Consider the following 24,720-nt stretch of genomic DNA (forward strand, 5'->3'; position numbering starts at 1 on the left):
ATCACCTTAATTGGTTTCACTTAATCACTGCCCCATGAAGTCTAAGCCTATGTCACAAAATCCAAGCAACATGCGCAACGTAGCCTGTGCCTCAGACCTTGTACAGTTCCCTGCCAGTGATGGTTATCTATTATCTGGAACCTGCTATTCCCCCGAAACTGCCGCCAAAGCCAAGATTGTCGTGGCCTGTGCGACGGGCGTACCCCAAGCATTTTATCGTCGCTTTGCGGAATACATGACCCTATTTGGCTATCAAGTCCTGACCTTTGATTATCGTGGTGTCGCCGCTTCCGCCCCACCACAGCTCAAAGGTTTTCAAATGTCTTACCTCGACTGGGGCAGATACGATCTTTCTGGCGCCATTGCTTATTTAAAAGCCGAATCTAAATTGCCATTGTTTATGGTGGGGCACTCCTACGGAGGCCAAGCACTGGGACTCTGCAGCAATCATGCACAGGTTCGAGCCATGTTCTGCTTTGGTACGGGTGCAGGCTGGGCAGGTTATATGCCGGCCAAAGAACAATTTAAAGTGAAAATTATTTGGAATGTGATCTTTCCACCGCTGGTTGCCCTAAGCGGTTATCTGCCTTGGAGCAAACTGAAGATGGGCGCTGATCTGCCCAAAGGGGTATATCACGAATGGCGACGTTGGTGTAAAAACCCAACTTACTTCTTTGCAGACCCTCAAATTGGTCAAGCCTTGCAAGTTCAGTTTGCTGAAGTTAAAACCCCAATCTATGCCTATGCCGCGCTCGATGACGATTGGGCCTTGCCCAACTCACGCTATGCCTTTATGCAATATTATCGACAAGCCCCCATGCATTTTATCAACCTAGAAGCCAAACAATTGGCGATGCCACAGATTGGTCATATGGGCTATTTTAAAAAAGATGCCGTACCCATTTGGGCAATGTTGGTCAAAGAAATGGATTTATTATGCAAAGCCTAAGAGGATATTTTTGTGCTGATCAGCACTGACGAGAATAACCCTGCAAACGTCCTCGCTCCACCTAATGCTAGTCAGTTAAGGAAAATACTGCCATTTTTGATTGATCGATTCTGTCTAAAAACACCTTCTCCCGCTGAGGGAGAAGACTAGCATGAGGGTGATGCGGCTTACTTTAAAATCGACTCAAACTCTTTTAAACGTTTATAAATCGAGAGCATTTCAATAATGCTTTTCCATGAACTGACCAAATATTGGAAGGATTCACGGACTTTTTCAAAGACATGGCTAATCTGTTGCAATAACCCCAACGTGATTAATCCCGCAGCAATCGCAGGGAATAGCACCACCAAACTAAATAAAATATCCAATTGGATATACCAAATACTCACCACGTTGAAATAGGCATAGTGAAAATACAGTCGGAAGTAATTTTTACGGACATTGCCAAACAAGTCCTTCACCTTTTTCGGTTCAGCACGATGATCATGATCCTCACCATAAACCAACTCTTTACGTAATGCTGCTTCAACCTTTTGGTTATTAAACTCCAAGCCCGGTAATTTAATACCGACCACCATCAAGACAAATGTCCCAAATAATGCCCAGCCAATTGAGGCCCACACCAAAGAGTATTTCAGCTCACCAATAATCGGCAAAGCAGGTACATGTGCTGATAATTGCACCAAGACAGGCAGGAATGCGATTAAAGTCAGAATGGCTTTAATAAAACTGACCCCAAGCGTTTCTAAACTGGTGGCAAAACGCATGGTATCTTCTTGGACCCGCTGTGATGCCCCTTCGACTTGGCGTAGAATCGCCCAGTTTGCAATATAATAATCGTTCATTGCGGTACGCCAGCGGAAAATATAATGACTAACAAAGAATAGATTCAATACAGCAATGGTGACCGCAACCATCGCGATATATAAAAAAGTTAATGTCCCTTGATAGAGTAAATTAACATCTCCACCGACCCCATCATTCATCATTTTTTGAATCAAATCAAAAAATGGGCTATACCAGGCATTAATGGTTACACTCATTTGCACGCCAAGCCAGACATTGAAAATAATAAAAGCAGAGCCCCAAATCGACCAAGCCTGCCAAGGATGATTGACTTTAATTTTCCAAAATAAAGCAAAGATCGCAATAGAGAGCCAATACCATAAATAGAACCAGATATACTTTAAGTCCCAAAACCGACTGACCCCTAGAGAATGCTCTATTTGACTATAATCAGTAGGAAAACCAATGAGCGTCCCCCATTCTTTACCACCGCTGTACCACAGCCCAATATTGATCAGAAACCACAAAATAACAGATAAAAAAAACCACTTGGGGTTTGGAAAAAAAGATTTAAACATCGAATAAAATTGTCCTAAATACTGTTTTATAGCGCTGGGTAGAGATGCGGCTCAATCTGCGGTAAAGCGTCTGGAGTGATCATTTGCCTAAAGCTTAAATATTCTTGAATGAATCCACTTTAATCTGCATGGAAAAGATGCAGTTTTTAAAAACTTAATGCTTGTTTAAAACCTAAAACTGAACAAATTTATTGCTTTAAATCACTTGAGGCGAGATCTGTGACAAGGTCTGGCAGTGTGCAATTAAAATGCCGAAATAGACATGCAGTTTTACCTATTGCTTAGAAATCCGTCAAGCAATTGAATGTAGGTATTTTTATATTTAGAACACCTGCCGTATCTCGACCCCAGGTGCATAAGCATCTAGACGTTTCGCTAATACATGTAAATGCCGAGTCGGTACGGCTGGAAACAAATGATGTTCGACATGAAAAAACATGTTGTAGGTGACCACACGTTTCAGCTCATGCCTGACCGTACGCGCCATATAAATATGATCTTCGGTATCATGATGTACTGTCCAAACTGCAAAAAAAGCAGTCATGCATTGCCCGATAAGCATTGCAAGCACATGAAATTTCAAAATAATATGATCAAAAACCACAAAGGCCAGTAGCAATACCAGTACATTGGCCAACAGCTCTGCATAAATCCATTTACGCTGTGTCTGATTCCCCACTTGCAAGGCTTTTTTATGTAGCATCAATGGGAATATTGGGCCAAATAATAGTGCTTGCCACCAACGCATTCTCGCACTCTTCGCTTCAACATCTTCATCTTGCATGCAATATTGATGATGACGTAAATGATTAATCTGCACAGCATGCATTGAACCAAGCATCAATACACTAAGCCCAAACATGACCCAATGGGTTTGTGGACGGGTGATACCGAGTGCAAAATGAAATGCGTTATGAACCTGTCGCAGACCGGTTAGGAAGAACATAAAAGAACAGCCCAAAGCAGGCAAATAAAGCAAGTGATATTGTTGTGCAAAATAAGCAAAGCCAAAGGCAAAAAGTAACCACGGTAGCGAGATAAAAAGTTCTGAAATAATGTCTTTCTGCGTAAGCTTCAGTAAATCTTTCCATTCAACAGCTTGAAGTAAGTCATTTGTTTTGTGCATTTTTAATTCTTAATTGACAAAATACTGCATGAAACATAGCCAATTTAACTTTTGAAATCAAGTACCTGTTTTCAACGCAAGGTCTGCGCTGACGGAGCAATAGCTTGATGCTTCAGGCTATTGCTCGATTTTAGCGATTTTATTTACACGGCTTGTGGTGGAAAACCATCTTCAGTCAGTGCTGCAGCAATATCCTCAAAGGATTGGGTACTCTGTACTTCAACCATTTTTGTTGCGACATTAATATCGACCACAGCATCTGCATCAACGGCTTTAATTGAAGCAGTTACACCACGTGCACAACCACCACAGGTCATATTAGGAACAGTAAATTTCATATTGGACTCCAAACGGGACATTAAAAAGAATAAAACAATCTCAACAGTTAAACTCTAAAGCTTGCCATGATCGTAAGGTCAAGCCCTGAATCATAAAATTTATTGATTATTTTATGAATAGCCTGAGTCCCTCAATCTAGATCAACTTAAACACAGCACGATCTACAACTTAATCGGCCGACATCGTGCATTTAAATAGCGCCAACATTAATTCTATGTTATATCATCACCTGCCTCATCTTGTTGCCGTTGGGCAAGCGTGACTGACTAGATTTTTTCCTGTATTTCAATATTCTACTTCACGCCAAAAGCAATTTTGTAAGATCAATTACTGGTTTTTTATCCACGATTTCGTGTTCTCTATTGATCACGCATCTGACGGCGGTGACTTTCGTCGCTTTGATTTTTTTGCATACCGTTTTACTGTTCAACGATGCGGATAAGCTAGAAATATTCTCTGATATTTTCTAGAATTTTATTCAAATTTGAACTTCGGTTCAATTAAGTAGCCCATTCATGTATTTCATTTTTAAATTTATCGCATTCCTCCCGCTCAGCCTATTGCAGTTATTTGCAGGTTGGATTGCGATCATCTTGTATCAATACAATTCATCGATGAAACGTATTACACAGATTAATATTAAGCTTGCTTATCCAACATTAGCTCCACAAGCACAGCAGCGTTTAATTAAAAATAGCCTAAAAAGCCAATGTAGGACTTATGTTGAATTTGTAAAAATTTGGGGAATGCCCGCTGAATATAATTTAAGTTTATTGGCTAAAATTCATGGTGAACAACACTTTACGGAAGCATTAGCAAATAAAAAAGGCGTCATCGTGGTGGTTTTGCATTATGGCTGTTGGGAATTACTAAACTCATGGTTAAGCGTCTACAGCGAGCCTGTGATTATGTATAAACCAAATAAAATCAAAGGGATCAACCGCTATCTATTAGAGGCACGACAAAAGTTTAAAGCCACTTTAGTTCCAACAGATGAAAGTGGCATTCGGGCGATTTTCAAAACCCTTAAACAAGGTGGCTTAACCGTTATTTTACCCGATCACCTCCCCAAACTCTCCGGTGGAGTTTATTCTGATTTTTTTGGACAAAATGCGTTGTCGAGTACGCTGGTTTCTAAATTGGCTGCAAAAACGCAATGTAATGTGGTAGGTCTCAGCTGTATCCGACGTGCGAACTTAACCGAGTTTGATGTACATTGTCATCGCCTCCCGGATGAGATTCGCTCAAAAGATGTGCAACAATCAGTGGACTGTTTAAATCAGGAAATTGAAAAAATGATCAGCATTGCGCCAGAACAATATATTTGGTCGTATAAGCGATTTAGAAATGTGGCAGAACAAGACAATATCTACAATGACAACAAATAAACTTATAAACTTATAAACAAAAATAAAGCCCCTCAATCAGGGGCTTTGCCGAAAAATACCAGCGAATATTGAGTACTTAGATCTGAAACCATGATTTAAATGATGGTCATATATTTAAATAGAAACTAAAAGCCTTGCAACGCTGTGAAATATAGCACAGTTTTTTAAAAAACAAAGAAATATATTCAATTATTTCATAAGCTTACCCACAATTTAGTGTTTTCAGTCAAGCAAAACAACATACCTATGTAATAGTGTTTTAAACTGAATTAAATTGTGAGAATGCCGTTATACCTAGCGCTTCAACATGAGTTTTTTCTATATAATGGAACACAACAATGTAGTTTTTTTCACCACCATTAATTTGTATTACAAAGTGCCAAAATTACTTGCCTGAGCCACGCATGTGCCTGATCTGCGTCAAAACGTGGATGCCAAAGTAAAGAGAGCGGAATCGGTTGTAAATCAAAAGGCAATTCAAAACGATATAAGTCGCTACACAATTGATCTGTATACCGTTCAGGTACAGTCGCAATTAAATCGGTGTGCCTCACCAAAGCCAAAGCAGCCGTGAAACTCGCAACAGATATCTGACTTTGGCGAGTTAATTGCATTTTTTTTAAATAGCTATCAATGGGATGAATTTTATTAAAATCGCGCACAACCAGAACATGTTGTGCGGCAATATAAGATTCGATACTCGGCGTAGCCTGACTTATAGAATGACCCATCCGCGCCACACCAATAAAACGATCCTGAAACAAGATACGACTGCGCATATCTAAGCCTGTGGACTGACCAACAACCGTGGTTTCTAAATCAATGCTTCCCTCTCTGAGCCCTTGGTTGTTTTTATTGTGCTTCATCACAAAACGTAGTTCAAAATAAGGTGCATGTACAGCAAGATAACGAATCAGCCTTGGGCCAAAATTTTCTACAAATCCCTCACTACAGCGCAAAGTAAAACAACGCGCTAAGCTTTCAATCTGGGTCGCAGAAACTGGACTTAAAATTTTCTCAATCTGCTCAATCAACGGAAAAATCTCGTGCTGCAAAGCAATGGCTCTTGGTGTTAAACACATTTTTTGGCCAGCCCGGATCAACAAAGGATCTTGCATACTGAGCCTTAAGCGCCCCAATGCACGGCTCATTGCCGATGGACTTAAATTTAAACGCTTTGCAGCTTGGGTAATATTCTGTTCAATCAATAAAGCCTGCAAGGTTCTTAACGAATTATAATCAAGTTTATCAATGGACATGCGCTTGCTTCTCAACCTAATTTTGAGTGATTCGTGTCTGGCAATAATAAAAATAGATAAGCACCTTGATTATTTCACAGCGATCACTGGTTCATTCAAGCGTTTGCTGCATAGCGGATTTGCAGCTAACGCGCCTTCAACGCACAACTTTTTGCTTTTAAACTGCTGATTCTGCCCATTAAATACTCAACTACCATGCCAAATCAGCAGCATTTCCGTACCGGACTCATTACCTTTTCCATTCCTATCTTACTTGCATCACTCAGTACCAGCATTGTTAATATTTCAATTCCCACGCTGGTATCCAGTTTTCAGCAAAGCTTAAATGGGGTGCAATGGGTCATTGTGGTGTATTTAATCAGCATGATGAGTAGCAGTGTGATCATCGGTCAATATCTGGATCAGCATGATCGTCGTCAAATACTGATGGGTGGCATTGTCCTGTTTATGTTGAGTGCCCTCTGCTGTGCCCTTGCACCTAGTATCGGCTGGCTGATTTTTTACCGTGCATTACAAGGAATTGCCGCAGCGATGATGCTGAGTTCGGCCATGTTGCTGTTCATCAGCTATCAAGCAGATCCCAATTCAGCCCAAGCCATGGGCTGGATCGGGAGTCTATCCGCGGTCGGAACTGCACTCGGACCAACGCTAGGTGGTGCTTTGATTGGATTTGCAGGATGGCCTGCAATTTTTTGGATAAATATTCCGATCGGTATTGCTGCACTGATCTTGATTTTTCGTCTTCCTCATTCAACCACTTCACCAGCAAGCCCCAAAGTCGTTCCCCCTAAAAAAACAGTGGACTGGCTCGCGATGCTACTGCTTAGCTTAAGTTTGATTACTTATGGCCTAGGTTTCAGCTTAGATCGACCATTGAATATCATTTTTCTTATTTGTAGTGCGCTCTGTGGTTATGGCTTTTATCGTATGCAACGTCGCAGTCTGCAACCGATGATTCCATTGAACTTGTTGAGCCGAGGATCGGTTTCAGCCGGTCTCTTGATCAATAGCCTGATGGCAACAGCGATGATGGCAACTTTGATTATTGGCCCATTTTATCTAAGCTTAGTTTTGCAGTTCCCCCCTGCCAAAATGGGTTTGGTGATGTCGGTGGGGCCGCTACTGGCTGCAAGCTTGGGCGTTCCTGCTGCACGTTGGGTCGATCATTTTGGGGTAAAAACCATCCGTACCTTTGCTTTAAGTTGTAGTGCGCTTGGATTCAGTCTATTTGTCCTATTGGCGCAACAACTCACGCTATGGAGCTATATATTGCTCATGGTATTCGTCACCATCGGCTATGCGCTGTTTCAAACCGCAAATAATACCGCACTGATCCTCATGCTTGAACCTAAACGTAAAGGTCTGATGACTGGTCTACTCAATTTGAGCCGTAACATTGGCCTGATCAATGGAACGGTGCTGATGAGTAGCATTTTCGCCTACAGCACAGGAAGACAAAACCTCGCAAGCTTCAGCGAATCATCTACAGCATCGGTCATCCACGGTTTTAGTTGGTGTTTTTCAATTACCGCACTATTGATGGGGATTTCCTTATTGATCAGTCTAAAACTGAAATCTGATCCCCCAAGCCAACAAACGAGTTCGATCTAATTGTTTTTCATCAAAAATACAGATCGTGCTAAAAAGCAGTCATCACAGCAGCTGGATTTATGCCAATCAGCTTAAAATGCCAATATTTGTGTTCATTGATTAACATTCATCAGCTAGATGCTTTTTATTTTGAGAAAATTGCTTAATTGTTAGCATTTAACGGGGCATCACAGCCAAAAGTAAAAAAGAAAATAAAAACGCTTGCAAGTTGAATTTTTTCATGTAGTATAATCGCAAACTAGGAAAAATCTTGTTTTGGTCAATTTTCTTTAAGTATCGCAGTTTTAGTCATAATCCTTCGTTTTTTCAGATTTAAGTTGCATTATTTTTTCAAAGTTATAAACCAGTCACCCAAAAAGTGGCTAAGATCTTCAAATTCAATAGGATATATTATGTCTAATACAATGAAAGGTACTGTAAAGTGGTTTAACGAAGCTAAAGGTTTCGGTTTTATTCAACCAGAATCAGGTCCAGACGTTTTTGCTCACTTCAGCGAAATCACTGGTTCAGGTTTCAAAACTTTAGCTGAAGGCCAACAGGTTACTTTCAGCATCGCTCAAGGTCAAAAAGGCCCGAACGCTGTAAACATTGTTGCTGAATAATCAGTAGCAAATAACAAAAAAAGCACGCTATAGTGCTTTTTTTGTTTTTGAGTTTTACCCATTCAGATCTCCTCTCTTTACTTCCCTCCTCAAATCCCCATCTTTAGCTAAGCTCTTCAATTCACAACATAATATTTAGATTTATTGGGCTGTATGTTATGGTCTTTGTTTCGATTCAGAGCGGCCGAACATGACACACCAACGTATTAATCCACCGACTGTATTTAACTCGCTGCAATATGGGTTTAGTCAAGCGGTTGAAACGCGAGGCACTCGCCAGTTATTTTTATCTGGTCAAGTGGGTGTCGACGTCGATGAAACAACTGTTACGGGCGGTATCAAAGCACAAACTCGTAAAGCTGTAGAGAATATTGAAAAAGTACTGCATGCTGCCGGAGCCGGTCTCAATCACGTTACAGTACTCCGGATTTATATCAAACAAGGCTGTGACAGTCCTGCTGAACAAGCTGAAATTTCTGAAGTTTTATTAGAAAAATTTGGTCAACACCCCCCTGCATCCTCTTGGATTATTGTAACTGGGCTGTCTTTACCAGAATGGCTCATTGAAATTGAAGCTCAAGCTGTTTTGAGCTAAGCAAGCAGATGTACTGGCATAATTCAATTGAGTTGTGTTGAAAGTTACAGACTCAATTTACACAGGCAGCAGATCATTCCAATGATGCTGCCTGTTTTTAAATCAATCAATATTGTCCCTAATACCAAGATTAGCAACTGCTAATCCATCTGTATTTTCATTCCCTTACGCATGAAGCCAGCACGCTTATAGGCACCAATCACCATATTACTATTACATGAAACAATACCTTCAAGTTTACCCAACTCTTCCGTGGTTAAACGCCACAAGTCTGCTAAGTCTTCACAAAGGACATGCCAGAAAAACTGTGATTCGCCACTAATTCCAAATAAACATCGAGTATTCGTTAGACTGACTAAGCTTTGTGCGATGGTTTGCGCATGCTGTGGTTGAATTTTTATCAACAGAATCGCTTCAACACTCAAACCCAAAATACTCGGCTCAAAATCAAGTCGAATTGAAAATGCATCTTCATTGAGTAAATCGTTGAGCATTTTTTGGCTCCGATGCTCACTCATTTGCATCTGTTCTGCCAATTGCTTAATCGACAAGCGTGCATCAAAAGACAAAAGGTGAATAAGCTTTAGTTCATCACTGCTTAAGTGCCGATCAGGATAATGCGTTGACAGAAGATCATCTGCTTTTCTGACACGACTCGCCCAAGTAAACGGCTTCAACACCACTTGGGTTTCAACCGTTTTAATATCTGAGCTGTTGTTAACAAAGTCATGCATCCAAACAGCAAGATCAGACTGTTTTTCTAAACCAATTTCTAAAAATATATCTGCCATCCCCGTGGTGATAAACAACACCCGAACCTCAGGCAAAGCAGAAAAAAACTGAGCAACCGCTTTTTCTTTGCCAAACAACACCCCGATCCAGACATGCACCGTAATGCCACGATTGACCACCAAAGGATTCAATTCAGCCACGGTACGAATATAGTGTTCTTCAAATAACTTGTTGACCCTTCTCGATAATTTCTTTTCAGGAATACCGGTACTCAAGCTCAAGTCACGCCAAGAACCGCGTGGATTGGCCATTAAGGCCGTTACACATGCCTTATCAACCTCGTCGATATGTTTTATCTCATTCATCATCATTGACACGTCTATAAATTAAATATAATCTCATATTGGGTCTACAAACCAAATAAATAATATATTTTCTGTCCACAATATGAATTATGAATATGGGAATAACTTATGGATGAGTTTAACAGAGATGAATCTGCATCTAAACCAGAAACTGTCTCACAGCGTAAAGTGATTATCGCGGGCAGCATAGGAAATGCCGTAGAGTGGTTCGACTGGACCATCTATGCAACCTTCGCCTTATATTTTTCTAAACAATTTTTCCCTTCTGACAACCCAACAGCGGCCTTGTTAGCGACCTTTGCAATTTTTGCAGTGGGTTTCTTTATGCGTCCATTGGGTGGCATTGTCATCGGTATTTTCTCAGATCGTTATGGGCGTAAAGCGGCCTTATCAGTCACCATCATTATGATGGCTGTTGGTTCCTTAATGATTGGTTTATCACCGACTTATTCTACGATTGGCATTGTGGCCCCCATTATTTTAGTGCTTGCGCGTTTACTCCAAGGGCTTTCTTTGGGAGGCGAGTTTGCCTCTGCTGCAACCTATCTCTCTGAAATGGCACCGGATCATCGTCGTGGTTTATATTCAAGCTTCATCTTCTTTAGTTCTGCGATTGGGATCTTGGCGGCATCAGGCTTGGCCTGGATCTTAACCTCTAGCTTAAGCAAAATCGAAATGAGCGAATATGGCTGGAGAATTCCATTCATCATTGGTGCAGTCGGTGGTTTGGTTGGACTCTGGATTCGTAAATCAGTGCCGGACAGTGAACTGACTGAACACAAACCAAAAGTTAAAAACCCAATTTTCAAACTGTTAAAGAACTACCCACGTGAAACACGTCGCATCGTTGGCATCTCGATTCTTACCACCTTTGCTTTCTATGTATTTGTAATCTACGTACCGACCTACGCCATTAATACACTGGGTGCTGACCCTAAAACGGCCTTTGCTGCAAATACCATTAGCATGGTGTTGTTTATGCTTTGCCAACCTTTGTTCGGCATGCTCTCCGATAAAATTGGTCGTAAACCACAACTGATCGTCTTTGCTGTTGGCTACTTACTCTTCTTCTATCCCGTGATTAAATGGATGGATGGCTCATTTAGCTCAATTTTATTGGCAGAGATGTTTGGTCTATTGCTCTATGCCTTATATACCTCAATTGGGCCGGCAGTAATGTCAGAACAATTTCCAACAGAAGTACGTGCTGTTGGTATTGGTGCACCCTACAACTTAGTCGTTGCCCTCTTGGGTGGAACCACACCTTATATGTTGACTTGGTTACAAAGCATTGGAAAACAAGACTATTTTTACTTCATCATTTTAGTCGGTGCTTTAATCACACTGATCACCTTTATCAAAATGCCCGAAACTGCCGGAAAAAAATTGGAAGATATTTAATGAACTTTTTAAATATGTCTGCATTAGACATGGCTCAGCACATCGCAAATGGCTCAACCTCATCTGTCGCTGTCACCCAATTTTTTATTAATCGGATCGAAAGCTTAGCTGAGTTAAATTGTATTTCTGATCTTTTTGCTGAACAGGCGCTCGCGCAAGCACAGCATTTAGATGACTTAACCGCGCAAGGAAAGGCCTGTAGTATTTTTCATGGCACACCGATTATTTTAAAAGACAGCATTGATGTTGCTGGGCACGTTTCACAGGCTGGTACGATCTATCTCTCTGAAAAAGCAGATACAGATGCCAGCTTAGTACAACAGCTGAAACAACTTGGTTTTGTGATTTTAGCCAAAGCCAAAATGACAGAACTGGCTTTTGGTCTCTCAGGGCAAAATCCACAACAAGGCACACCGCATAATCCGTGGGCGACACAAGTGGTCGCACCAGGGGGATCGTCTTCGGGTTGTGCAGTCGCAATTGCCGCGGGCCTTAGCCCGTTGGCGATTGGTGGAGACACTGGCGGATCAATTCGGGCACCTGCTGCCTTTAACGGTATTTTTGGTTTTAAACCATCACAGTTTCGCATCGATGGTTCCGGTACGGTGCCTTTGGCCAAAAGTCTAGATACGCTAGGACCGATGTCATTGCATTTTAATGACTTGGTTCAGCTGTATTTGCTGCTCAGCAACCAGTCACTTGCCAGCATGAGCGAAGCCATGGCACCAATCTATTATTTGGATCATTTGGATTTCCCTGCACCCTTAGCACCAGAAATTATGCTGCTTTGGCAAAAACTGCTTGAGGACTTGAGCTTACAAGGTGTTGTTTTAAAGCCATGGATACGACCACAAGAACTTGATTTTACGGAATTATCAGCCTTTACCTCAACAATCATTGCCTATGAGTCTTATCGCTATCATGGGGATGCTGCTGAAAATCCTGCGACGCCAATGTGGCAAGTGGTCCGTGAGCGTGTCTGCAAAGGCAAGTTGATTTCAGCAGACGAATATCAAACTGCTTTGCAGCAACGCACACATTATCAACAAATTTTTAAAGACAGTTTAGGCGACAACCTCTGTTTGTTATTACCCGCCAGCCCCTTGTTCGCCACCGATCTAGATGAGCTCGATACGAACTATGTGCATGTTGGCGATTACACTCGTCCGTTTAACTACTTAGATGCTCCCGCTTGCAGCTTTCCGATTGGTTTTAGCAAAGATCAACTGCCGATCGGGGTTCAACTGGTCAATGCCTTTGCTCAAGATCAGCAGTTATTGTCCCAAGCCCAACAGCTGATCCAACGTTTAAATATTGAAGCAAGCACTGCCGAACTCAATACTGCGCTGGTGATCTAATCAAAGAGGACTGACTTAACGTTATACGATGGGCTTGATCGCTAAATCAAAGCCCTCACTCGCTCAACCTTTGTGGCCAATCTCCCAATTGGCCACTTTTTTTATTTAAATTATGATAAAAATAAATGCTGAAATATAAAAATAAAAAACTAGGTTTAACGCTCAAAACTCATTTTACAATCGACCTATCTGGGTTAAGCTGCTGCTCTTGATTCAATTAAGTCACCCTCCCCATGTCCAGTGTTGACCGCAGCCCCCTCATCCGAGCACCGCAATGGCAGCTCTATCTCAAATTAATTGCAGTGGCATTTTTCTGGGGTGGAACCTTTATTGCTGGTCGTCATTTAGCACCTGACGTCCCTCCACATTTGGCTGCAATTGGCCGATTTGGGATTGCCGCAATTTTACTGGTGATTTTGGTTGTACGTAAACACGCTGGCTGGGTCTGGATTAGCCCCTCACAATTGCTGTATACCGCAATAATGGGATTCACTGGAATTTGCATCTACAACCTCTTCTTTCTTGGTGCACTCAACTATATAGAGGCTGGGCGCAGTGCCTTATTTGTCAGTTTATCGCCGGTAATGACCGTGGTTGCAGCAGCAATCATTTTTAAAGAAAAACTGTCCAAACTGAATTATTTTGGCGTCTTACTGGCCTTTTTAGGAACCATCATTGTGGTCAGTCGTGGGCAATTCAGTAGTTTATTGGATGGTGCCTTTGGACAAGGCGAAGCCATGATGTCTGGGGCCGTATGCTGTTGGGTGATCTACACCTTGTGTATTCGTAAAGTTGCGCCCTTATCCGCCCAGCTCACCACCACCTATGCGATTCTTTGGGGGCTGCTGTTTTTGCTGGTGAGTGCCATTCCACAATTAGAAAGTTGGCAAGCCATTCATATTTCAACGATGAATTGGTTGGCAATGCTATATCTTGGTGCCCTCGGTACGGTATTGGCCTTTGTCTGGTATGCACAAGGCATTGAACAGATTGGTGCATCACGTACGGTTATTTTCAACAATCTGGTACCTTGTTTTGCCGTGATCTTATCTTTTTTCCTCTTGAAAGAAACGGTTACATGGGCCATGCTGCTTGGCGGTATATTCTGTTTTGCTGGGGTCATTTTGACCAATAAAAAAGCCAAATCAGGGTCAACAGTACAGCATCAACAGGAATAACCCCCTTCGTATGAGCCAGATTTTTATTTCGCTATTCCCACTCCTCGCCCTGATCTTGGGTGGATATCTGCTGCATCATAAAAAAATTCTAGCCGATGGTTTTTGGTCTGGTGCTGAAAAGCTGAATTATTATATTTTATTCCCTGCCATGCTATTTAGTCAGTTGGCCACAGCCAATATTGATTTTGCGCTGGTACAAAGTCTGATGTTAGTTTTAGGGCTAGTCTTTGGGATCGCCTGTATTGCCTTATATCTCATCCGTGCCCTTTATCACACGCCTTCAGCACGTTTTGGCGTCTATATGCAAAGTGTCGTGCGATTTAATACCTATATTGCCTTGGCCGTGGTAGCCGCTTTATTTCAACAACCTGGGATGACCATTTTGGCCATTTGTTTGGCCATGAGTATTCCTGCGGTAAATATCGTTTCCGTGGTGGCATTGACTGATCCGGAACAAATGAGTTTTATTGCAATATTCAAAGCCTTAATCAAAAACCCACTCATCTTATCCTGTTTAATTGGGGCGCTATTTAATGCGTCTGGTCTGAGTCTTTGGGTCGGATTGAATCACCTGCTCCATCAATTGGCGATCTGTAGCTTACCGCTTGGCTTACTTTGCGTCGGTGCAGCACTGCAATTTGACCAGTTTAAAGCTGCGCTCTGGCCACTCTTTATCAACACCTTTGCGCGCTTACTGATCATGCCGGCCCTGGCTTGGCTGGTCTGCATCTATGTATTTGATGTCTCACTCTTGGTGATGCAAGTTGTGGTGATTTTCTTTGCACTCCCAACTGCATCCGCTGCATACATCCTGACCAAAGTCCTGAATGGTGACAGTCAACTAATGGCAGCAGTGATTAGCCTACAAACTCTCTGTGTCGCCTTTACTCTGCCCTTGGTGATTTGGTGGGTGATCTAATCTTGCCGTCAATTTAAGCAAGGTGGGCGATTGATTGTGATTGTTTCGCCCACATCTCAGCATCACCCTCGTCTCACTACGCTTTTTTCATACCCATTTTAAAACCAGTAAGCGAGCCATTTAAAATCACATAGGCAATTAATCCAATAATTAGACCCCAAAATGCCCCACCAATTCCAAACAAGTTAATATTTGCAGTGGCAGCTAAAAATGTAATTAATGCTGCCTCTCTGGTTTTCGGCTCAGCCAAAGCATTTGCCAAGCTCCCACCGATGGTGCCGAGTAATGCCAAGCCCGCCAAGGTCATAATAAAAGTTTCAGGTAAGGCCATAAAGATGGCAGCAAAGGTTACCCCAAACAATCCAACCAGTATATAAAATAGCCCTGCCACAATACCGGCAATCCAACGTTTTGATGGGTCTTCATGCGACTCTTTTCCAGTACAAATTGCAGCAGTAATCGCAGCCAAATTAAAGGCATGTGAACCAAATGGTGCCATCAGCAATGAACCCAAACCGGTTACGGTGATAATCGGATTGGCACTGGTTTTAAAGCCATCATTGCGTAAAACCAACATGCCAGGCATATATTGCCCAGTTAAGGTAATTAAAAATAATGGCAATGCCACACTCAGCAAGGCATTAAAAGAAAATGTTGGCATCGTAAATACTGGGGTCGCAAAACTTAATTGCACGCCAGATAAATCAATCCGTGTTTGCAGCAGCAATAAAATAATGCCCAATAATAAAATACCGACCACCGCATACCGTGCAGTAAAACGCTTCAATACAATATAAACCAAGACCAATAATCCGACCAATATAGGATCGACCGTCATACTGCTAAATGCACCAATGCCAAATTGCAATAAAATCCCTGCCAATAACCCCGCAGCAATACTGGCTGGAATAAAGCGAATCAGTTTTTCAAAATAGCCAGACCACCCCAATAGCACAAATGCAGCAGCAGACAGTAAATATGCTCCAATCGCTTCAGAATAGGGCACAGCAACCAGTGCGGTGACCAAAAATGCGGCCGCCGGGGTTGACCATGCGGTGATAATCGGTGCACGTGCCCACCAACTTAAAATAATGCCAGTAATCCCCACCCCAATCGAAATCGACCAGACCCAAGAGGCCGTGAGTTCAGGGCTTAACCCTGCCATTTTTGCCGCCTGAAATACCAAAATAAAGGTGCCGCCATAATTGACAATCACCGAGATGAGGCCTGCCACACTTGGGTGGATCAGATCATTAAAACGCAAAGAAGAGGATGAGGACATGTTCGGGCTTTACTCCATATTGATCGGTTGAGTGAAGATCAGAATGGCTATTGTAAAAGCACAATGGCTTGTATTACCCTACCATTTTAATCAAGATGAGCAGACCATTTGTTTAAGCACTCACAACTCGAATCGGTAAAGGTCTGCTTAGTCGCCCCTCAATATGCTGCCCTTCCACGCTACGCCCGGATTCAGCGTGCCATCCGTCAATTAATTTTGGATGGCATCCTCGATGTGGGAAAACCACTCCCTGCCTCACGTGCTTTGGCCAGTTCACTTGGTGTTTCACGTGATACAGTCGAGATGGCCTACAGCCAATTACATGCCGAAGGTTTTATTGAACGACGCATTGGCAGTGGGAGTGTGGTCTCCAAAAGAGTACAACGTCTGCCAAAACGCAATACGCACGGCACGCCAGCACAAACCCTCAGTCAACGTGGCATGCATATTTTTAAAAATGGTGGAGTTCGTGACTTTATGCAGCCGCGCCCCTTTGCACCGGGCGTTCCCGAAACACGACTATTTCCTTTACCCATCTGGGAGCGTTTACAACGGCAAGTACTCAAGGAATATGGCAGTAAAGCCTTATTGCACAGTCCACCCCAAGGTATCGAATGCTTACGACATGCCATTGCCGACTATGTCAATTTGGAACGCGGCGCACATGCAACGGCTGAACGGGTTTTGGTGCTGACCAGTTCACAACAGGCCATGAGCTTATGCGCACAATTATTACTCGATGTAGGTGATGCAATTTTTATTGAAGATCCGCTTTATCACGGCGCACGAAAAGCCTTCGATGCGGTTGGGCTCAATTGCATTCCGATTCCAGTCGATCAAGATGGCATTTCAGTCGACCAATTACGCCAAAGTCCACATGCAGCAAAAGCGGTTTTTCTCACCCCCTCACATCAGTTTCCAACTGGGGTCACCCTATCACTCGACCGCCGTTTGGCGATGATTGAATGGGCCAGCCAGCAACAGGCGTGGATTATTGAAGATGACTATGACAGTGAGTTCCATTATGCAGGCAAACCCACCGCTTGCGTACAGGGGCTAGATCCGCATGAACGGACCATCTACATCGGTACCTTTACCAAGTCATTGTTTCCGGGCTTGCGGATCGGCTATATGGTCTTGCCTTCTGTGTTGGTACAGCCCATGACCATCGCCCGAACCTTACTCGATGGGCATAGTGCACCGATTGCACAGCTGACCCTAGCACGCTTTATCCAAGGCGGACATTTTGGCGCATATGTGCGCAATATGCGCATGCTCTATGCCGAACGACTCAACGTTTTATTACAGCTGATTCAACAGTATCTCAGTGATTTTGTGCAGCCAATCATTCCCAGCGGTGGTCTGCAAATCCCGTGTATCTTCCGTGGTGAATTCATTGAACATGTGCTGATTGAACAAGCTGCTCGTGTGGACATTGATCTTTTGGGGCTTAGTGGCTTACATGCCCTAAAGCCTAGCCAAGCAGGCATTTTAATGGGATTTGCTGCCTATACCACCGAAGAATTAACACTGGCTATACAGCAGTTAGCGGATATTTTTAAGCGTTTGCGTGTTTAAAATCTAGAATGGTGAAAGTAGTCTTATCTCAATGACAGCCTATTCGCAAAACCGTTGAGAGCATATTGACATTTCTTTGCTTATATCATTTAGGCTATTTTAGATAATAAATAACTGAGCCATTAACATTGAGTTCAAAAATAAAAATATCACGGACATCATGACTACAAATAAGTATGATTCTATATTGATGAATTCATCTCCCATAGAATACATATCTTCTCACGGCTTCTATTTAATTATTCGACTTGCAGCATTTTCTTCATATTTATACCGATTGATCTATTATATTTCACTTTGGTAGGGCGATATTATTTATAATTAAGGTGAACTATCGCCTTAGCCTCTACAGTACCACCAGTAACATCCGATCCCGTCGCGATATATCTCGCATAAAATTGTTTAGTTAATGTTGTTTCTTTATTAGAAGTCCATATTGTGCCAAAATCTATTGCAGTATTAAATCTGACTTCTGCATTGTCCGCAGCATTATAGATTTTAATACCAACATCTTTTGCCGTACCTAGATTTTTCAATATATTCGATCTATTTTCAATCTCAGCATTATCTAAAAAAACTACCTCTACTAGCTGATATCCAACGCCCGGATCACAGCTAACACTATAAGAGAAATTTGTTTTACTGACCTCATCGCCAATTTTTTTAAAACTTGTTGTAGAAACTTTTGGTAAAATAACTGTTGGATTCGCCATTCTGCAGGTTTTTGTTGCAACAGGTAAAAAGTTTATTGTTACATAGAGATCTTCTATATGATTAAGAACAATTTTTTGTCCTTCGGGTAATTCACTATACGGCCTACTATCTGACATATTCAATACAGCCTCACCAATATTAAGAGTTGTAGACATTGGATATGGAATTGGTGCCAGAAAAATAAAGTGAAGATTATGTAAAATTAGATCTAATGCTGATGATTTACCTAGTGCACTCCCTTGATCGATTCGAACCGCACCGTTTATCTTCTCTATATTTGTATTTGTACCTGCATAATCTCCATTCTGTAGGGAAAAGTTAATAAAAGCATGCCGGTCAAGAAAAGGGTGGCCAGTATTCATGAGACCATGATAGCTGATCCCATCAATAGTCTGCTCCCTTCGTAACGCTATACTTTTGTTCCCGAGAACATATTGTGTGTTTTTATCCTTTGCTAATCCATCTGGTATTGTTGCTCGACAGTCAATCAGCCCAAATGCATTAATTCTATCGCTAATGCCATCCTTTGCAATATACCAACTTTTACCAGGGATTTGGGTCGTTGTAGCAGTAAATGTAGTTTGACCAAGTTTTAAATTTGGTGTAAATGATTCACAATCACCACCTGCGTAGACAAGATGGCTTTGACTGAGAAAAAGTGAACATAGTGATATTTGAAAAAAATATTTAAATTTCATTATTTGCATTCCACATCAATAACCTGAAAGGCTTTGCTTGTTTTTGTTTTTTGTACTAATTTTTCGGGAGCTTCAATCTGGCATTTATATTGATTTGACTCCCCCCAAAGTACTTGAATGTCATTTTCTAGATCAACTGTATTTTCAATGAATAATTGATTTGATTGACCAAACATGCCTACAGGCTTTTGTTCAGTATTTAGAGCATACGCACCAATTGGAATTTTCTGACCTTGATCAAACTTCACATTAAGTAAAATATTTGATGTTTTAACCGCTTTAAATTCCACCATTGTTGTACTAAAACGACGAGGAATGACTTCTGCTTGATTCGATTTAAAATTGAGATTAACTGGTAAGTTTTTCAAATCTAAACTGACAGTATTAATTTCATATGGGGATAGATTTGAAAAAACCGCATTACCAAAACGGTCAATTTTAGTTCCCCAAGCATTTGAAACACCAGCTCCTTTTGCCCCATCAGCATGTATGATGGTAAATGTATCTGATAAGGTATTTGTGGCAGTCAAACCGTATCTATGTGCAACAAACGCACCACGTGCATGCATACCATATTGTGTTTGATCATTTCTCCATCCTGCAACTGCACCTAACTGCACTTGTGGTAGTTTGTAATTTATATTGGTTGATATCGATGAACTAGAATGATCATTGCTCCAATAGTTATTGGTATTTAAACCATAATTAAACTGATTACTTTCCCCGAGTACACCACTTAATCCAAGACTTGCTGAGGTTGGCTTTCCAATTAAATCTGAATGCTGAATACTTGAATAAACACTTGCACGTTTACTTCCAAAATCAAGTGGAAGCGTAAAGCTCATATAAACTTTCTTCTCTTTATTACCTAAGAAAAGATCAGTTGCACTCTGAGATAAGCTCAGCGAGTATCCTATTTTTTTCCAGTTATTTGAATATCCAATACTATATTGAAAAAAGTCCTTGGATGAGTTCCAATAATTATTTTTTGAGGCACTTAAATAGACTGAACCATATTTATTTTCTTTGAGACTTTGATGCATTGAAATATTAAATTGTTGTTTAAGGCGGTAGGTTCTAAATATATTATCTATTTCTGCATTATCTAAATTATCTAAATTACGCATCGCCATTGTATTACTTAAAGTCATATACTCCCGACTTTGATACTGCGCACCTAAACTAATAGATGTACCCAATGGTGCATAATTATATTGATAAGCCGTCTGATATTTCTGTCCTGAACGTTCATTATTTGCTAATGTTGCATTACTATGTTCTACATCAAACTTTATGCCACCTAAATGTGTATTGGTACCAACCCCTAAAAGGTAACTTTTAAATGGGTTACTGATATTAGTTCCAGCGTACAAGCTCACATAGTTGCTTAAGCCATATTCAAAGCTAAATTGTGAAATATAATCATCTGAAATTTTATTATTTAGCTTATATTTACCTACTGCAGCACTATAGTTGAATTGCCCAATACGAATAATATTCATACTGCCTTGCAATGGCACAATAAAACTATACTTCTCCCCACCATTTTCTGTCACTTGTACGGTCAAATCACCATTATTACTAATCGCATTAAGGTCATTAATTTCAAAGTCACCAGCTGGAACAGTACGCTCGTACACCTTGCGACCATTTTGAAAAACAGTTACAAGTGCATTCGTATTGGCTACCCCTTTAATCACAGGTGCATAACTGCGTTGAGACATTGGTCGCATACCAATATCTGATGCCAATTGTGCACCCACAATTTGAGCCGAATCGATATAATATGTTTGCGTATTAAATTCACCAGCCGTTAAACGCGATTTTAACGGTAATATATCTGTTGAAACTGTATTTAAATAAGATTGATAGTCCCCAAGACTAGAACTATCTCCATTAAAACTCCCAGAATGACGAAAATTCAAACCACCTATATTAAGCCCCCCATTAAGGCTTAAATAATTACTCGTTATTTTTTCATAACCATCACTTTTACTTTGATAAGTATTGAAATCATATCCCAAAAAAGCAGCAGTTACCCCTCGTTCAAATAGTTCTGGTGCAATATAACCAGATGGTCGATTATTTAATATCACCAAAGGCAATGACATACTTAATGACAGTGTAGAAAGATCAGCATCATAGTAAGCATCTGGACTTAAATTTTTAATCGTTAAACATTCTACTTTAGGGAGTTGCTCTAAAATATCTTTACGTAAGTCCAAGTATTGTAATAATTTATCATCAATGCATAGTACTGCACTACGACTTGCATCTAAATGCTTAAACTGTAAGGTAAGCTGCCCTAAAGACCGATTATTTACACTGGTCGTTAACGAATAAACACCTGCTGCAATTGCATCTGTGCTTGTAAACTTACTCAAGTCAATATCTTGACTTGATCCACCAAATAATGATCTCGCATCAAAAGAATACAAGTGGCTTGCAGACATGCCTGAAGCTTGTAAATTTTCTAAATTTTCTCCAGCTTCTTCTGCAATGGAAATTTGCATAGAGAAAATGACTAAAGTACTTAAAAGTGATCTTTTCATCATTTTATATTTTCTATATTATAATCATAGGATTGATTCGAGCCATAATCATTAATTAGATTAACTCCCACTCGAACAGGAATAAAATTAATATTTATTTTAAATTTATCTGATGCATAAGGTGCAATCATGACAGGATCTGTATGTACAAATGTTTCTTGCTTTTCTGATTTTAAATCTAGATCATAAAAATTAATATAATAAGGACTAGGGTTATCAACTCGAATTTCTTTTGAATCTGATAAATATTTAAATTTAAGCGCTTTAAAAGCTTTTTCTTGGCCCATTTCCAACTTTACTGGACGATAAATTAATTTAAGGCGCGTACGTATTGAAACCTGCAACTTATTTTCATCTGTTTTTTCAGTTGCAACAGGTGGAATATCCAAGATATTAAACCAATATATGCTTTCACGGTCTTTCGGTAATTGATCTACATCCTTTGCTATAATTCTTATCATTTGCCCCTTCTTTGGCTCAATTTGAACCAATGGGGGTGTCAAAATAAAAGGAACTTCATTTGCATCAGGAATCGTTTTGGAATCTCCATTATCTAGCCATCCTTGAACAAGTGCTGGTACTTCCAAAGGATTAGCCAACTGTACTGTAACGGCTTGCTGGTCGGAGGGAAAGATTATTCGAGTACCAGTAACTATTACACCCGCGAAAAGGGTTTGCGAGCAAATCAATGTTATCAATGTAACCAGGAACTTAATACCCATTTTATAATCTCTCCCACCAAAAAAAATTTATACTTATTATTTATAAATGAAACTATAGCTAATTGATGCATTTACAGCGCCTGCACCTGCTGTATCAGTTGCATAGTAACGAGCAATATAGTTGTAATCTTTATGTCCAGGTGATACTGAAGTGATCTGATCAGCTGTGTCTTTCATTAGATCAATTGTTCGGTTGGCACCATCCAAAATTTGAATATCAACATTGGTTGCAGTACCCGTATTAATTAATCGACCTTGCGAATTTACCTTTGCAATATCAGGCTCAAAATATGGTGTTGCAAACTTCCCTCCTGATTCGCAACCATCGCTCCCAGCATCACCTGTTAGTGCAATTGTAAATTTCATTTCACCAGCTGTTTTATTCGCATCCTTTAATTCAGAAATATTCAGCGTTGGTAGGGTAACTGTTCCTGAACTAACTCCCGCCCCACCTTCAATACTAGGTGTGCAAGTACCAGACACAAGCGATCCGCTAAAGGTAATAGAACCTTCAGCAGCATAAACAGATGATGATCCGACTAAAATGCCAATAAAGGCTAACCCAAGTTTAGTTTTATTCATTAAGTTTTCTCACATAAAATTATTTAAATATCCTTTTATTAAGCTAACCTTTTCGTTATTCTCAACAAAGGCTGTTTATTATTTAAACCACAAATAACAGACTCTAAATATAGTTTTATATTATAAAAAAGCAAATCACCTTAAAATAAAACACCACAACCCTTATACTACCGCCAATAAAAAAATAAAAAATAAAACCCAACCAATTTAGTTAAACTAACTAATCTATGTTTAAATAAAACAAAGATCCTACAAAAAACACAAATACTAAATAAATTCTAAACAATCAAAATTTACAAATAAAAATATAAAATAATTTCAAACAAAATTAACAATAAAATAAAAATAATCATTTATTAGAAGTTCATAAATCTATTATTTTTTTAAAACACATTCCAAAATATAATTATCTAGCATTAAAATACAATCAAACCATTTTAATAGTTATAAATATCAGTATTAAAACTTTTCAATCCACTTAACATTATTATTCTTTTTTTTACAAAACCACTTTAAATTGGTAATTGCACCTTTTCATTGAAAAAAATCAATACAACCAAATGGCTTTATTACATCTGTAGAAATGAAAAGTAACCGCATTGGAGATCTAGAAGTTCTGCCCGATTTACTGGATCAGATTCTGGAGTCAGCAGAAATTATTGCAGTTTATGGAGATGGTACTTACGATACCAAGCAGTGCTATAAAAGCATTATCGATGTGAAGAAGAATACCTATTATTGCACCACCTAAAATGCACAGATTTAGAGAAATTTTCTACCTTTTGCACAAACACGAAATGAGGTTATTAACCTAGTAATGAAAATTGGTATTGATGTCTGGAAAAAAGGGGGTAAATATCATCTAGGCTATTTGGTAGAGACTAAATGCTCAGTAGATAAATAAGCACAGTCACTGCGAATGCCATTCTAGAAGACAAGTAGATTTCTACCCCACCAAGCCCTGCTCAATTTGATTTAAAATGCTACAGTCTGGGCCATAATCACCGGCACAACATTCTGTGGCTTGTTCGAGCACCAGCACCATCTCTTGCAGACTTTTAATTTTTTGATTGAGTTCTTCGATATGTCGTAGCGCTAACTTTTTAACTTCTGCACTTTGTCGATCTGTATTTTTCCAGAGTGACAATAAATCTTTCATTTGTTCCGAAGAAAAACCTAGTTCGCGTGCATGTTTAATAAAATGTAAGGCTTTGAGGTCTTGTGCCGCATAGATTCGATAACCTGCATCAGTTCTATTGACCGCATGAAGTAAACCAATCTCTTCATAATAACGAATCATTTTGGCAGAAATACCCGATTGCTTTGCCGCTTGCCCAATATTCATATTGATTATCCCTCAGTTCGTCGCCTAAGCAAAACTCCACCTATCTTAAGCGACGTTGAGT

At 40.3% G+C, this 24,720-nt stretch carries 22 protein-coding genes; 11 read left to right on the forward strand and 11 right to left on the reverse strand.

Annotation, left to right across the window (positions count from 1 at the left end; all coding sequences use genetic code 11):
* Positions 1-49: 49 nt before the first annotated feature.
* Positions 50-949 (forward strand): alpha/beta hydrolase family protein, encoded by a 900-nt coding sequence (locus FD716_RS13460; RefSeq protein WP_139852813.1) that lies wholly within the window; start codon positions 50-52, stop codon positions 947-949.
* Positions 950-1,116: 167 nt separating this feature from the next.
* Here FD716_RS13460 and sbmA read toward each other — a convergent pair whose 3' ends face one another.
* The 3 genes from sbmA to FD716_RS13475 form a co-directional block, all read right to left on the reverse strand.
* A complete protein-coding gene (gene sbmA, locus FD716_RS13465) occupies positions 1,117-2,313 on the reverse strand; it encodes a peptide antibiotic transporter SbmA (RefSeq protein ID WP_139852814.1) in 1,197 nt (398 codons plus the stop codon).
* A 322-nt stretch (positions 2,314-2,635) separates the two neighbouring features.
* Positions 2,636-3,439: a fatty acid desaturase gene (locus tag FD716_RS13470; RefSeq protein WP_139852815.1), complete on the reverse strand. Its 804-nt coding sequence runs from the start codon at positions 3,437-3,439 to the stop codon at positions 2,636-2,638.
* A 143-nt stretch (positions 3,440-3,582) separates the two neighbouring features.
* Positions 3,583-3,777, reverse strand: a complete 195-nt coding sequence (locus FD716_RS13475; protein WP_139852816.1) for a heavy-metal-associated domain-containing protein — start codon at positions 3,775-3,777, stop codon at positions 3,583-3,585.
* 516 nt (positions 3,778-4,293) lie between these two features.
* Here FD716_RS13475 and FD716_RS13480 point away from each other — a divergent pair.
* Positions 4,294-5,166 (forward strand): lysophospholipid acyltransferase family protein, encoded by an 873-nt coding sequence (locus FD716_RS13480; RefSeq protein WP_139852817.1) that lies wholly within the window; start codon positions 4,294-4,296, stop codon positions 5,164-5,166.
* Between the two features lie 359 nt (positions 5,167-5,525).
* Here FD716_RS13480 and FD716_RS13485 read toward each other — a convergent pair whose 3' ends face one another.
* Positions 5,526-6,425, reverse strand: coding sequence for a LysR family transcriptional regulator (locus tag FD716_RS13485; protein ID WP_228714952.1), 900 nt, complete (start codon positions 6,423-6,425; stop codon positions 5,526-5,528).
* Between the two features lie 195 nt (positions 6,426-6,620).
* Between FD716_RS13485 and FD716_RS13490 the strand changes: the two genes are divergently transcribed.
* The 3 genes from FD716_RS13490 to FD716_RS13500 all read left to right on the forward strand — a co-directional run bounded on the left by FD716_RS13490 (position 6,621) and on the right by FD716_RS13500 (position 9,233).
* Positions 6,621-8,036 carry an MFS transporter gene (locus FD716_RS13490; RefSeq protein ID WP_139852818.1) on the forward strand — a complete coding sequence of 472 codons (1,416 nt, stop codon included), beginning with the start codon at positions 6,621-6,623 and terminating at the stop codon, positions 8,034-8,036.
* Positions 8,037-8,428: 392 nt separating this feature from the next.
* Positions 8,429-8,638, forward strand: coding sequence for a cold-shock protein (locus tag FD716_RS13495; RefSeq protein ID WP_139852819.1), 210 nt, complete (start codon positions 8,429-8,431; stop codon positions 8,636-8,638).
* Positions 8,639-8,828: 190 nt separating this feature from the next.
* Positions 8,829-9,233: a RidA family protein gene (locus FD716_RS13500; RefSeq protein WP_139852820.1), complete on the forward strand. Its 405-nt coding sequence runs from the start codon at positions 8,829-8,831 to the stop codon at positions 9,231-9,233.
* A gap of 140 nt (positions 9,234-9,373) precedes the next feature.
* On the opposite strand, the gene FD716_RS13505 is transcribed toward FD716_RS13500, so the two are convergent.
* The gene (locus FD716_RS13505) at positions 9,374-10,330 is read right to left on the reverse strand and encodes an Lrp/AsnC family transcriptional regulator (RefSeq protein ID WP_171477046.1); all 957 of its coding nucleotides are present in this window, start codon (positions 10,328-10,330) and stop codon (positions 9,374-9,376) included.
* 108 nt (positions 10,331-10,438) lie between these two features.
* On the opposite strand from FD716_RS13505, the gene FD716_RS13510 reads away from it, so the two are divergent.
* The 4 genes from FD716_RS13510 to FD716_RS13525 all read left to right on the forward strand — a co-directional run bounded on the left by FD716_RS13510 (position 10,439) and on the right by FD716_RS13525 (position 15,186).
* The gene (locus tag FD716_RS13510; RefSeq protein ID WP_139852822.1) at positions 10,439-11,731 is read left to right on the forward strand and encodes an MFS transporter; all 1,293 of its coding nucleotides are present in this window, start codon (positions 10,439-10,441) and stop codon (positions 11,729-11,731) included.
* Positions 11,731-13,089: an amidase gene (locus tag FD716_RS13515; protein WP_139852823.1), complete on the forward strand. Its 1,359-nt coding sequence runs from the start codon at positions 11,731-11,733 to the stop codon at positions 13,087-13,089. Before FD716_RS13510 ends, FD716_RS13515 begins: the two co-directional genes overlap by 1 nt.
* Before the next feature lie 233 nt (positions 13,090-13,322).
* Positions 13,323-14,267 carry a DMT family transporter gene (locus FD716_RS13520; RefSeq protein WP_139852824.1) on the forward strand — a complete coding sequence of 315 codons (945 nt, stop codon included), beginning with the start codon at positions 13,323-13,325 and terminating at the stop codon, positions 14,265-14,267.
* Positions 14,268-14,277: 10 nt separating this feature from the next.
* On the forward strand, positions 14,278-15,186 hold the full coding sequence (locus tag FD716_RS13525; RefSeq protein ID WP_139852825.1) for an AEC family transporter: 909 nt from the start codon (positions 14,278-14,280) through the stop codon (positions 15,184-15,186).
* A 76-nt stretch (positions 15,187-15,262) separates the two neighbouring features.
* Here the strand turns inward: FD716_RS13525 and FD716_RS13530 are convergent, their stop codons facing one another.
* Entirely contained in the window at positions 15,263-16,468 is a 1,206-nt protein-coding gene (locus tag FD716_RS13530; protein ID WP_139852826.1) for a benzoate/H(+) symporter BenE family transporter, read from the reverse strand.
* Between the two features lie 108 nt (positions 16,469-16,576).
* On the opposite strand from FD716_RS13530, the gene pdxR reads away from it, so the two are divergent.
* The gene (gene pdxR, locus FD716_RS13535) at positions 16,577-18,046 is read left to right on the forward strand and encodes a MocR-like pyridoxine biosynthesis transcription factor PdxR (RefSeq protein ID WP_139852827.1); all 1,470 of its coding nucleotides are present in this window, start codon (positions 16,577-16,579) and stop codon (positions 18,044-18,046) included.
* Positions 18,047-18,357: 311 nt separating this feature from the next.
* On the opposite strand, the gene FD716_RS13540 is transcribed toward pdxR, so the two are convergent.
* The 4 genes from FD716_RS13540 to FD716_RS13555 are packed head-to-tail and all read right to left on the reverse strand — an operon-like array spanning position 18,358 to position 23,314.
* Positions 18,358-19,458 carry a fimbrial protein gene (locus FD716_RS13540; RefSeq protein ID WP_171477047.1) on the reverse strand — a complete coding sequence of 367 codons (1,101 nt, stop codon included), beginning with the start codon at positions 19,456-19,458 and terminating at the stop codon, positions 18,358-18,360.
* On the reverse strand, positions 19,458-22,013 hold the full coding sequence (locus FD716_RS13545) for a fimbria/pilus outer membrane usher protein (protein ID WP_228714953.1): 2,556 nt from the start codon (positions 22,011-22,013) through the stop codon (positions 19,458-19,460). Before FD716_RS13545 ends, FD716_RS13540 begins: the two co-directional genes overlap by 1 nt.
* The gene (locus FD716_RS13550; RefSeq protein ID WP_139852829.1) at positions 22,010-22,732 is read right to left on the reverse strand and encodes a fimbrial biogenesis chaperone; all 723 of its coding nucleotides are present in this window, start codon (positions 22,730-22,732) and stop codon (positions 22,010-22,012) included. Before FD716_RS13550 ends, FD716_RS13545 begins: the two co-directional genes overlap by 4 nt.
* A 36-nt stretch (positions 22,733-22,768) precedes the next feature.
* Positions 22,769-23,314, reverse strand: coding sequence for a fimbrial protein (locus tag FD716_RS13555; RefSeq protein ID WP_139852830.1), 546 nt, complete (start codon positions 23,312-23,314; stop codon positions 22,769-22,771).
* Between the two features lie 568 nt (positions 23,315-23,882).
* On the opposite strand from FD716_RS13555, the gene FD716_RS18925 reads away from it, so the two are divergent.
* Positions 23,883-24,065 (forward strand): hypothetical protein, encoded by a 183-nt coding sequence (locus FD716_RS18925; protein WP_323808200.1) that lies wholly within the window; start codon positions 23,883-23,885, stop codon positions 24,063-24,065.
* Between the two features lie 195 nt (positions 24,066-24,260).
* Here FD716_RS18925 and cueR read toward each other — a convergent pair whose 3' ends face one another.
* Positions 24,261-24,659, reverse strand: coding sequence for a Cu(I)-responsive transcriptional regulator (cueR, locus tag FD716_RS13560; protein WP_139852831.1), 399 nt, complete (start codon positions 24,657-24,659; stop codon positions 24,261-24,263).
* Between the last annotated feature and the right edge of the window lie 61 nt (positions 24,660-24,720).

The organism is Acinetobacter pullicarnis (genome assembly GCF_006352475.1).
In the GTDB taxonomy this organism is placed as follows: domain Bacteria; phylum Pseudomonadota; class Gammaproteobacteria; order Pseudomonadales; family Moraxellaceae; genus Acinetobacter; species Acinetobacter pullicarnis.

What these genes read in the sequence shown, in the direction of transcription:
- FD716_RS13460 (WP_139852813.1), top strand. Translation starts at nt 50, where the DNA reads ATGTCACAAAATCCAAGCAACATGCGCAACGTAGCCTGTGCCTCAGAC.
- sbmA (WP_139852814.1), bottom strand. Translation starts at nt 2,313, where the DNA reads ATGTTTAAATCTTTTTTTCCAAACCCCAAGTGGTTTTTTTTATCTGTT.
- FD716_RS13470 (WP_139852815.1), bottom strand. Translation starts at nt 3,439, where the DNA reads ATGCACAAAACAAATGACTTACTTCAAGCTGTTGAATGGAAAGATTTA.
- FD716_RS13475 (WP_139852816.1), bottom strand. Translation starts at nt 3,777, where the DNA reads ATGAAATTTACTGTTCCTAATATGACCTGTGGTGGTTGTGCACGTGGT.
- FD716_RS13480 (WP_139852817.1), top strand. Translation starts at nt 4,294, where the DNA reads ATGTATTTCATTTTTAAATTTATCGCATTCCTCCCGCTCAGCCTATTG.
- FD716_RS13485 (WP_228714952.1), bottom strand. Translation starts at nt 6,425, where the DNA reads ATGTCCATTGATAAACTTGATTATAATTCGTTAAGAACCTTGCAGGCT.
- FD716_RS13490 (WP_139852818.1), top strand. Translation starts at nt 6,621, where the DNA reads ATGCCAAATCAGCAGCATTTCCGTACCGGACTCATTACCTTTTCCATT.
- FD716_RS13495 (WP_139852819.1), top strand. Translation starts at nt 8,429, where the DNA reads ATGTCTAATACAATGAAAGGTACTGTAAAGTGGTTTAACGAAGCTAAA.
- FD716_RS13500 (WP_139852820.1), top strand. Translation starts at nt 8,829, where the DNA reads ATGACACACCAACGTATTAATCCACCGACTGTATTTAACTCGCTGCAA.
- FD716_RS13505 (WP_171477046.1), bottom strand. Translation starts at nt 10,330, where the DNA reads ATGAATGAGATAAAACATATCGACGAGGTTGATAAGGCATGTGTAACG.
- FD716_RS13510 (WP_139852822.1), top strand. Translation starts at nt 10,439, where the DNA reads ATGGATGAGTTTAACAGAGATGAATCTGCATCTAAACCAGAAACTGTC.
- FD716_RS13515 (WP_139852823.1), top strand. Translation starts at nt 11,731, where the DNA reads ATGAACTTTTTAAATATGTCTGCATTAGACATGGCTCAGCACATCGCA.
- FD716_RS13520 (WP_139852824.1), top strand. Translation starts at nt 13,323, where the DNA reads ATGTCCAGTGTTGACCGCAGCCCCCTCATCCGAGCACCGCAATGGCAG.
- FD716_RS13525 (WP_139852825.1), top strand. Translation starts at nt 14,278, where the DNA reads ATGAGCCAGATTTTTATTTCGCTATTCCCACTCCTCGCCCTGATCTTG.
- FD716_RS13530 (WP_139852826.1), bottom strand. Translation starts at nt 16,468, where the DNA reads ATGTCCTCATCCTCTTCTTTGCGTTTTAATGATCTGATCCACCCAAGT.
- FD716_RS13540 (WP_171477047.1), bottom strand. Translation starts at nt 19,458, where the DNA reads ATGAAATTTAAATATTTTTTTCAAATATCACTATGTTCACTTTTTCTC.
- FD716_RS13545 (WP_228714953.1), bottom strand. Translation starts at nt 22,013, where the DNA reads ATGATGAAAAGATCACTTTTAAGTACTTTAGTCATTTTCTCTATGCAA.
- FD716_RS13550 (WP_139852829.1), bottom strand. Translation starts at nt 22,732, where the DNA reads ATGGGTATTAAGTTCCTGGTTACATTGATAACATTGATTTGCTCGCAA.
- FD716_RS13555 (WP_139852830.1), bottom strand. Translation starts at nt 23,314, where the DNA reads ATGAATAAAACTAAACTTGGGTTAGCCTTTATTGGCATTTTAGTCGGA.
- cueR (WP_139852831.1), bottom strand. Translation starts at nt 24,659, where the DNA reads ATGAATATTGGGCAAGCGGCAAAGCAATCGGGTATTTCTGCCAAAATG.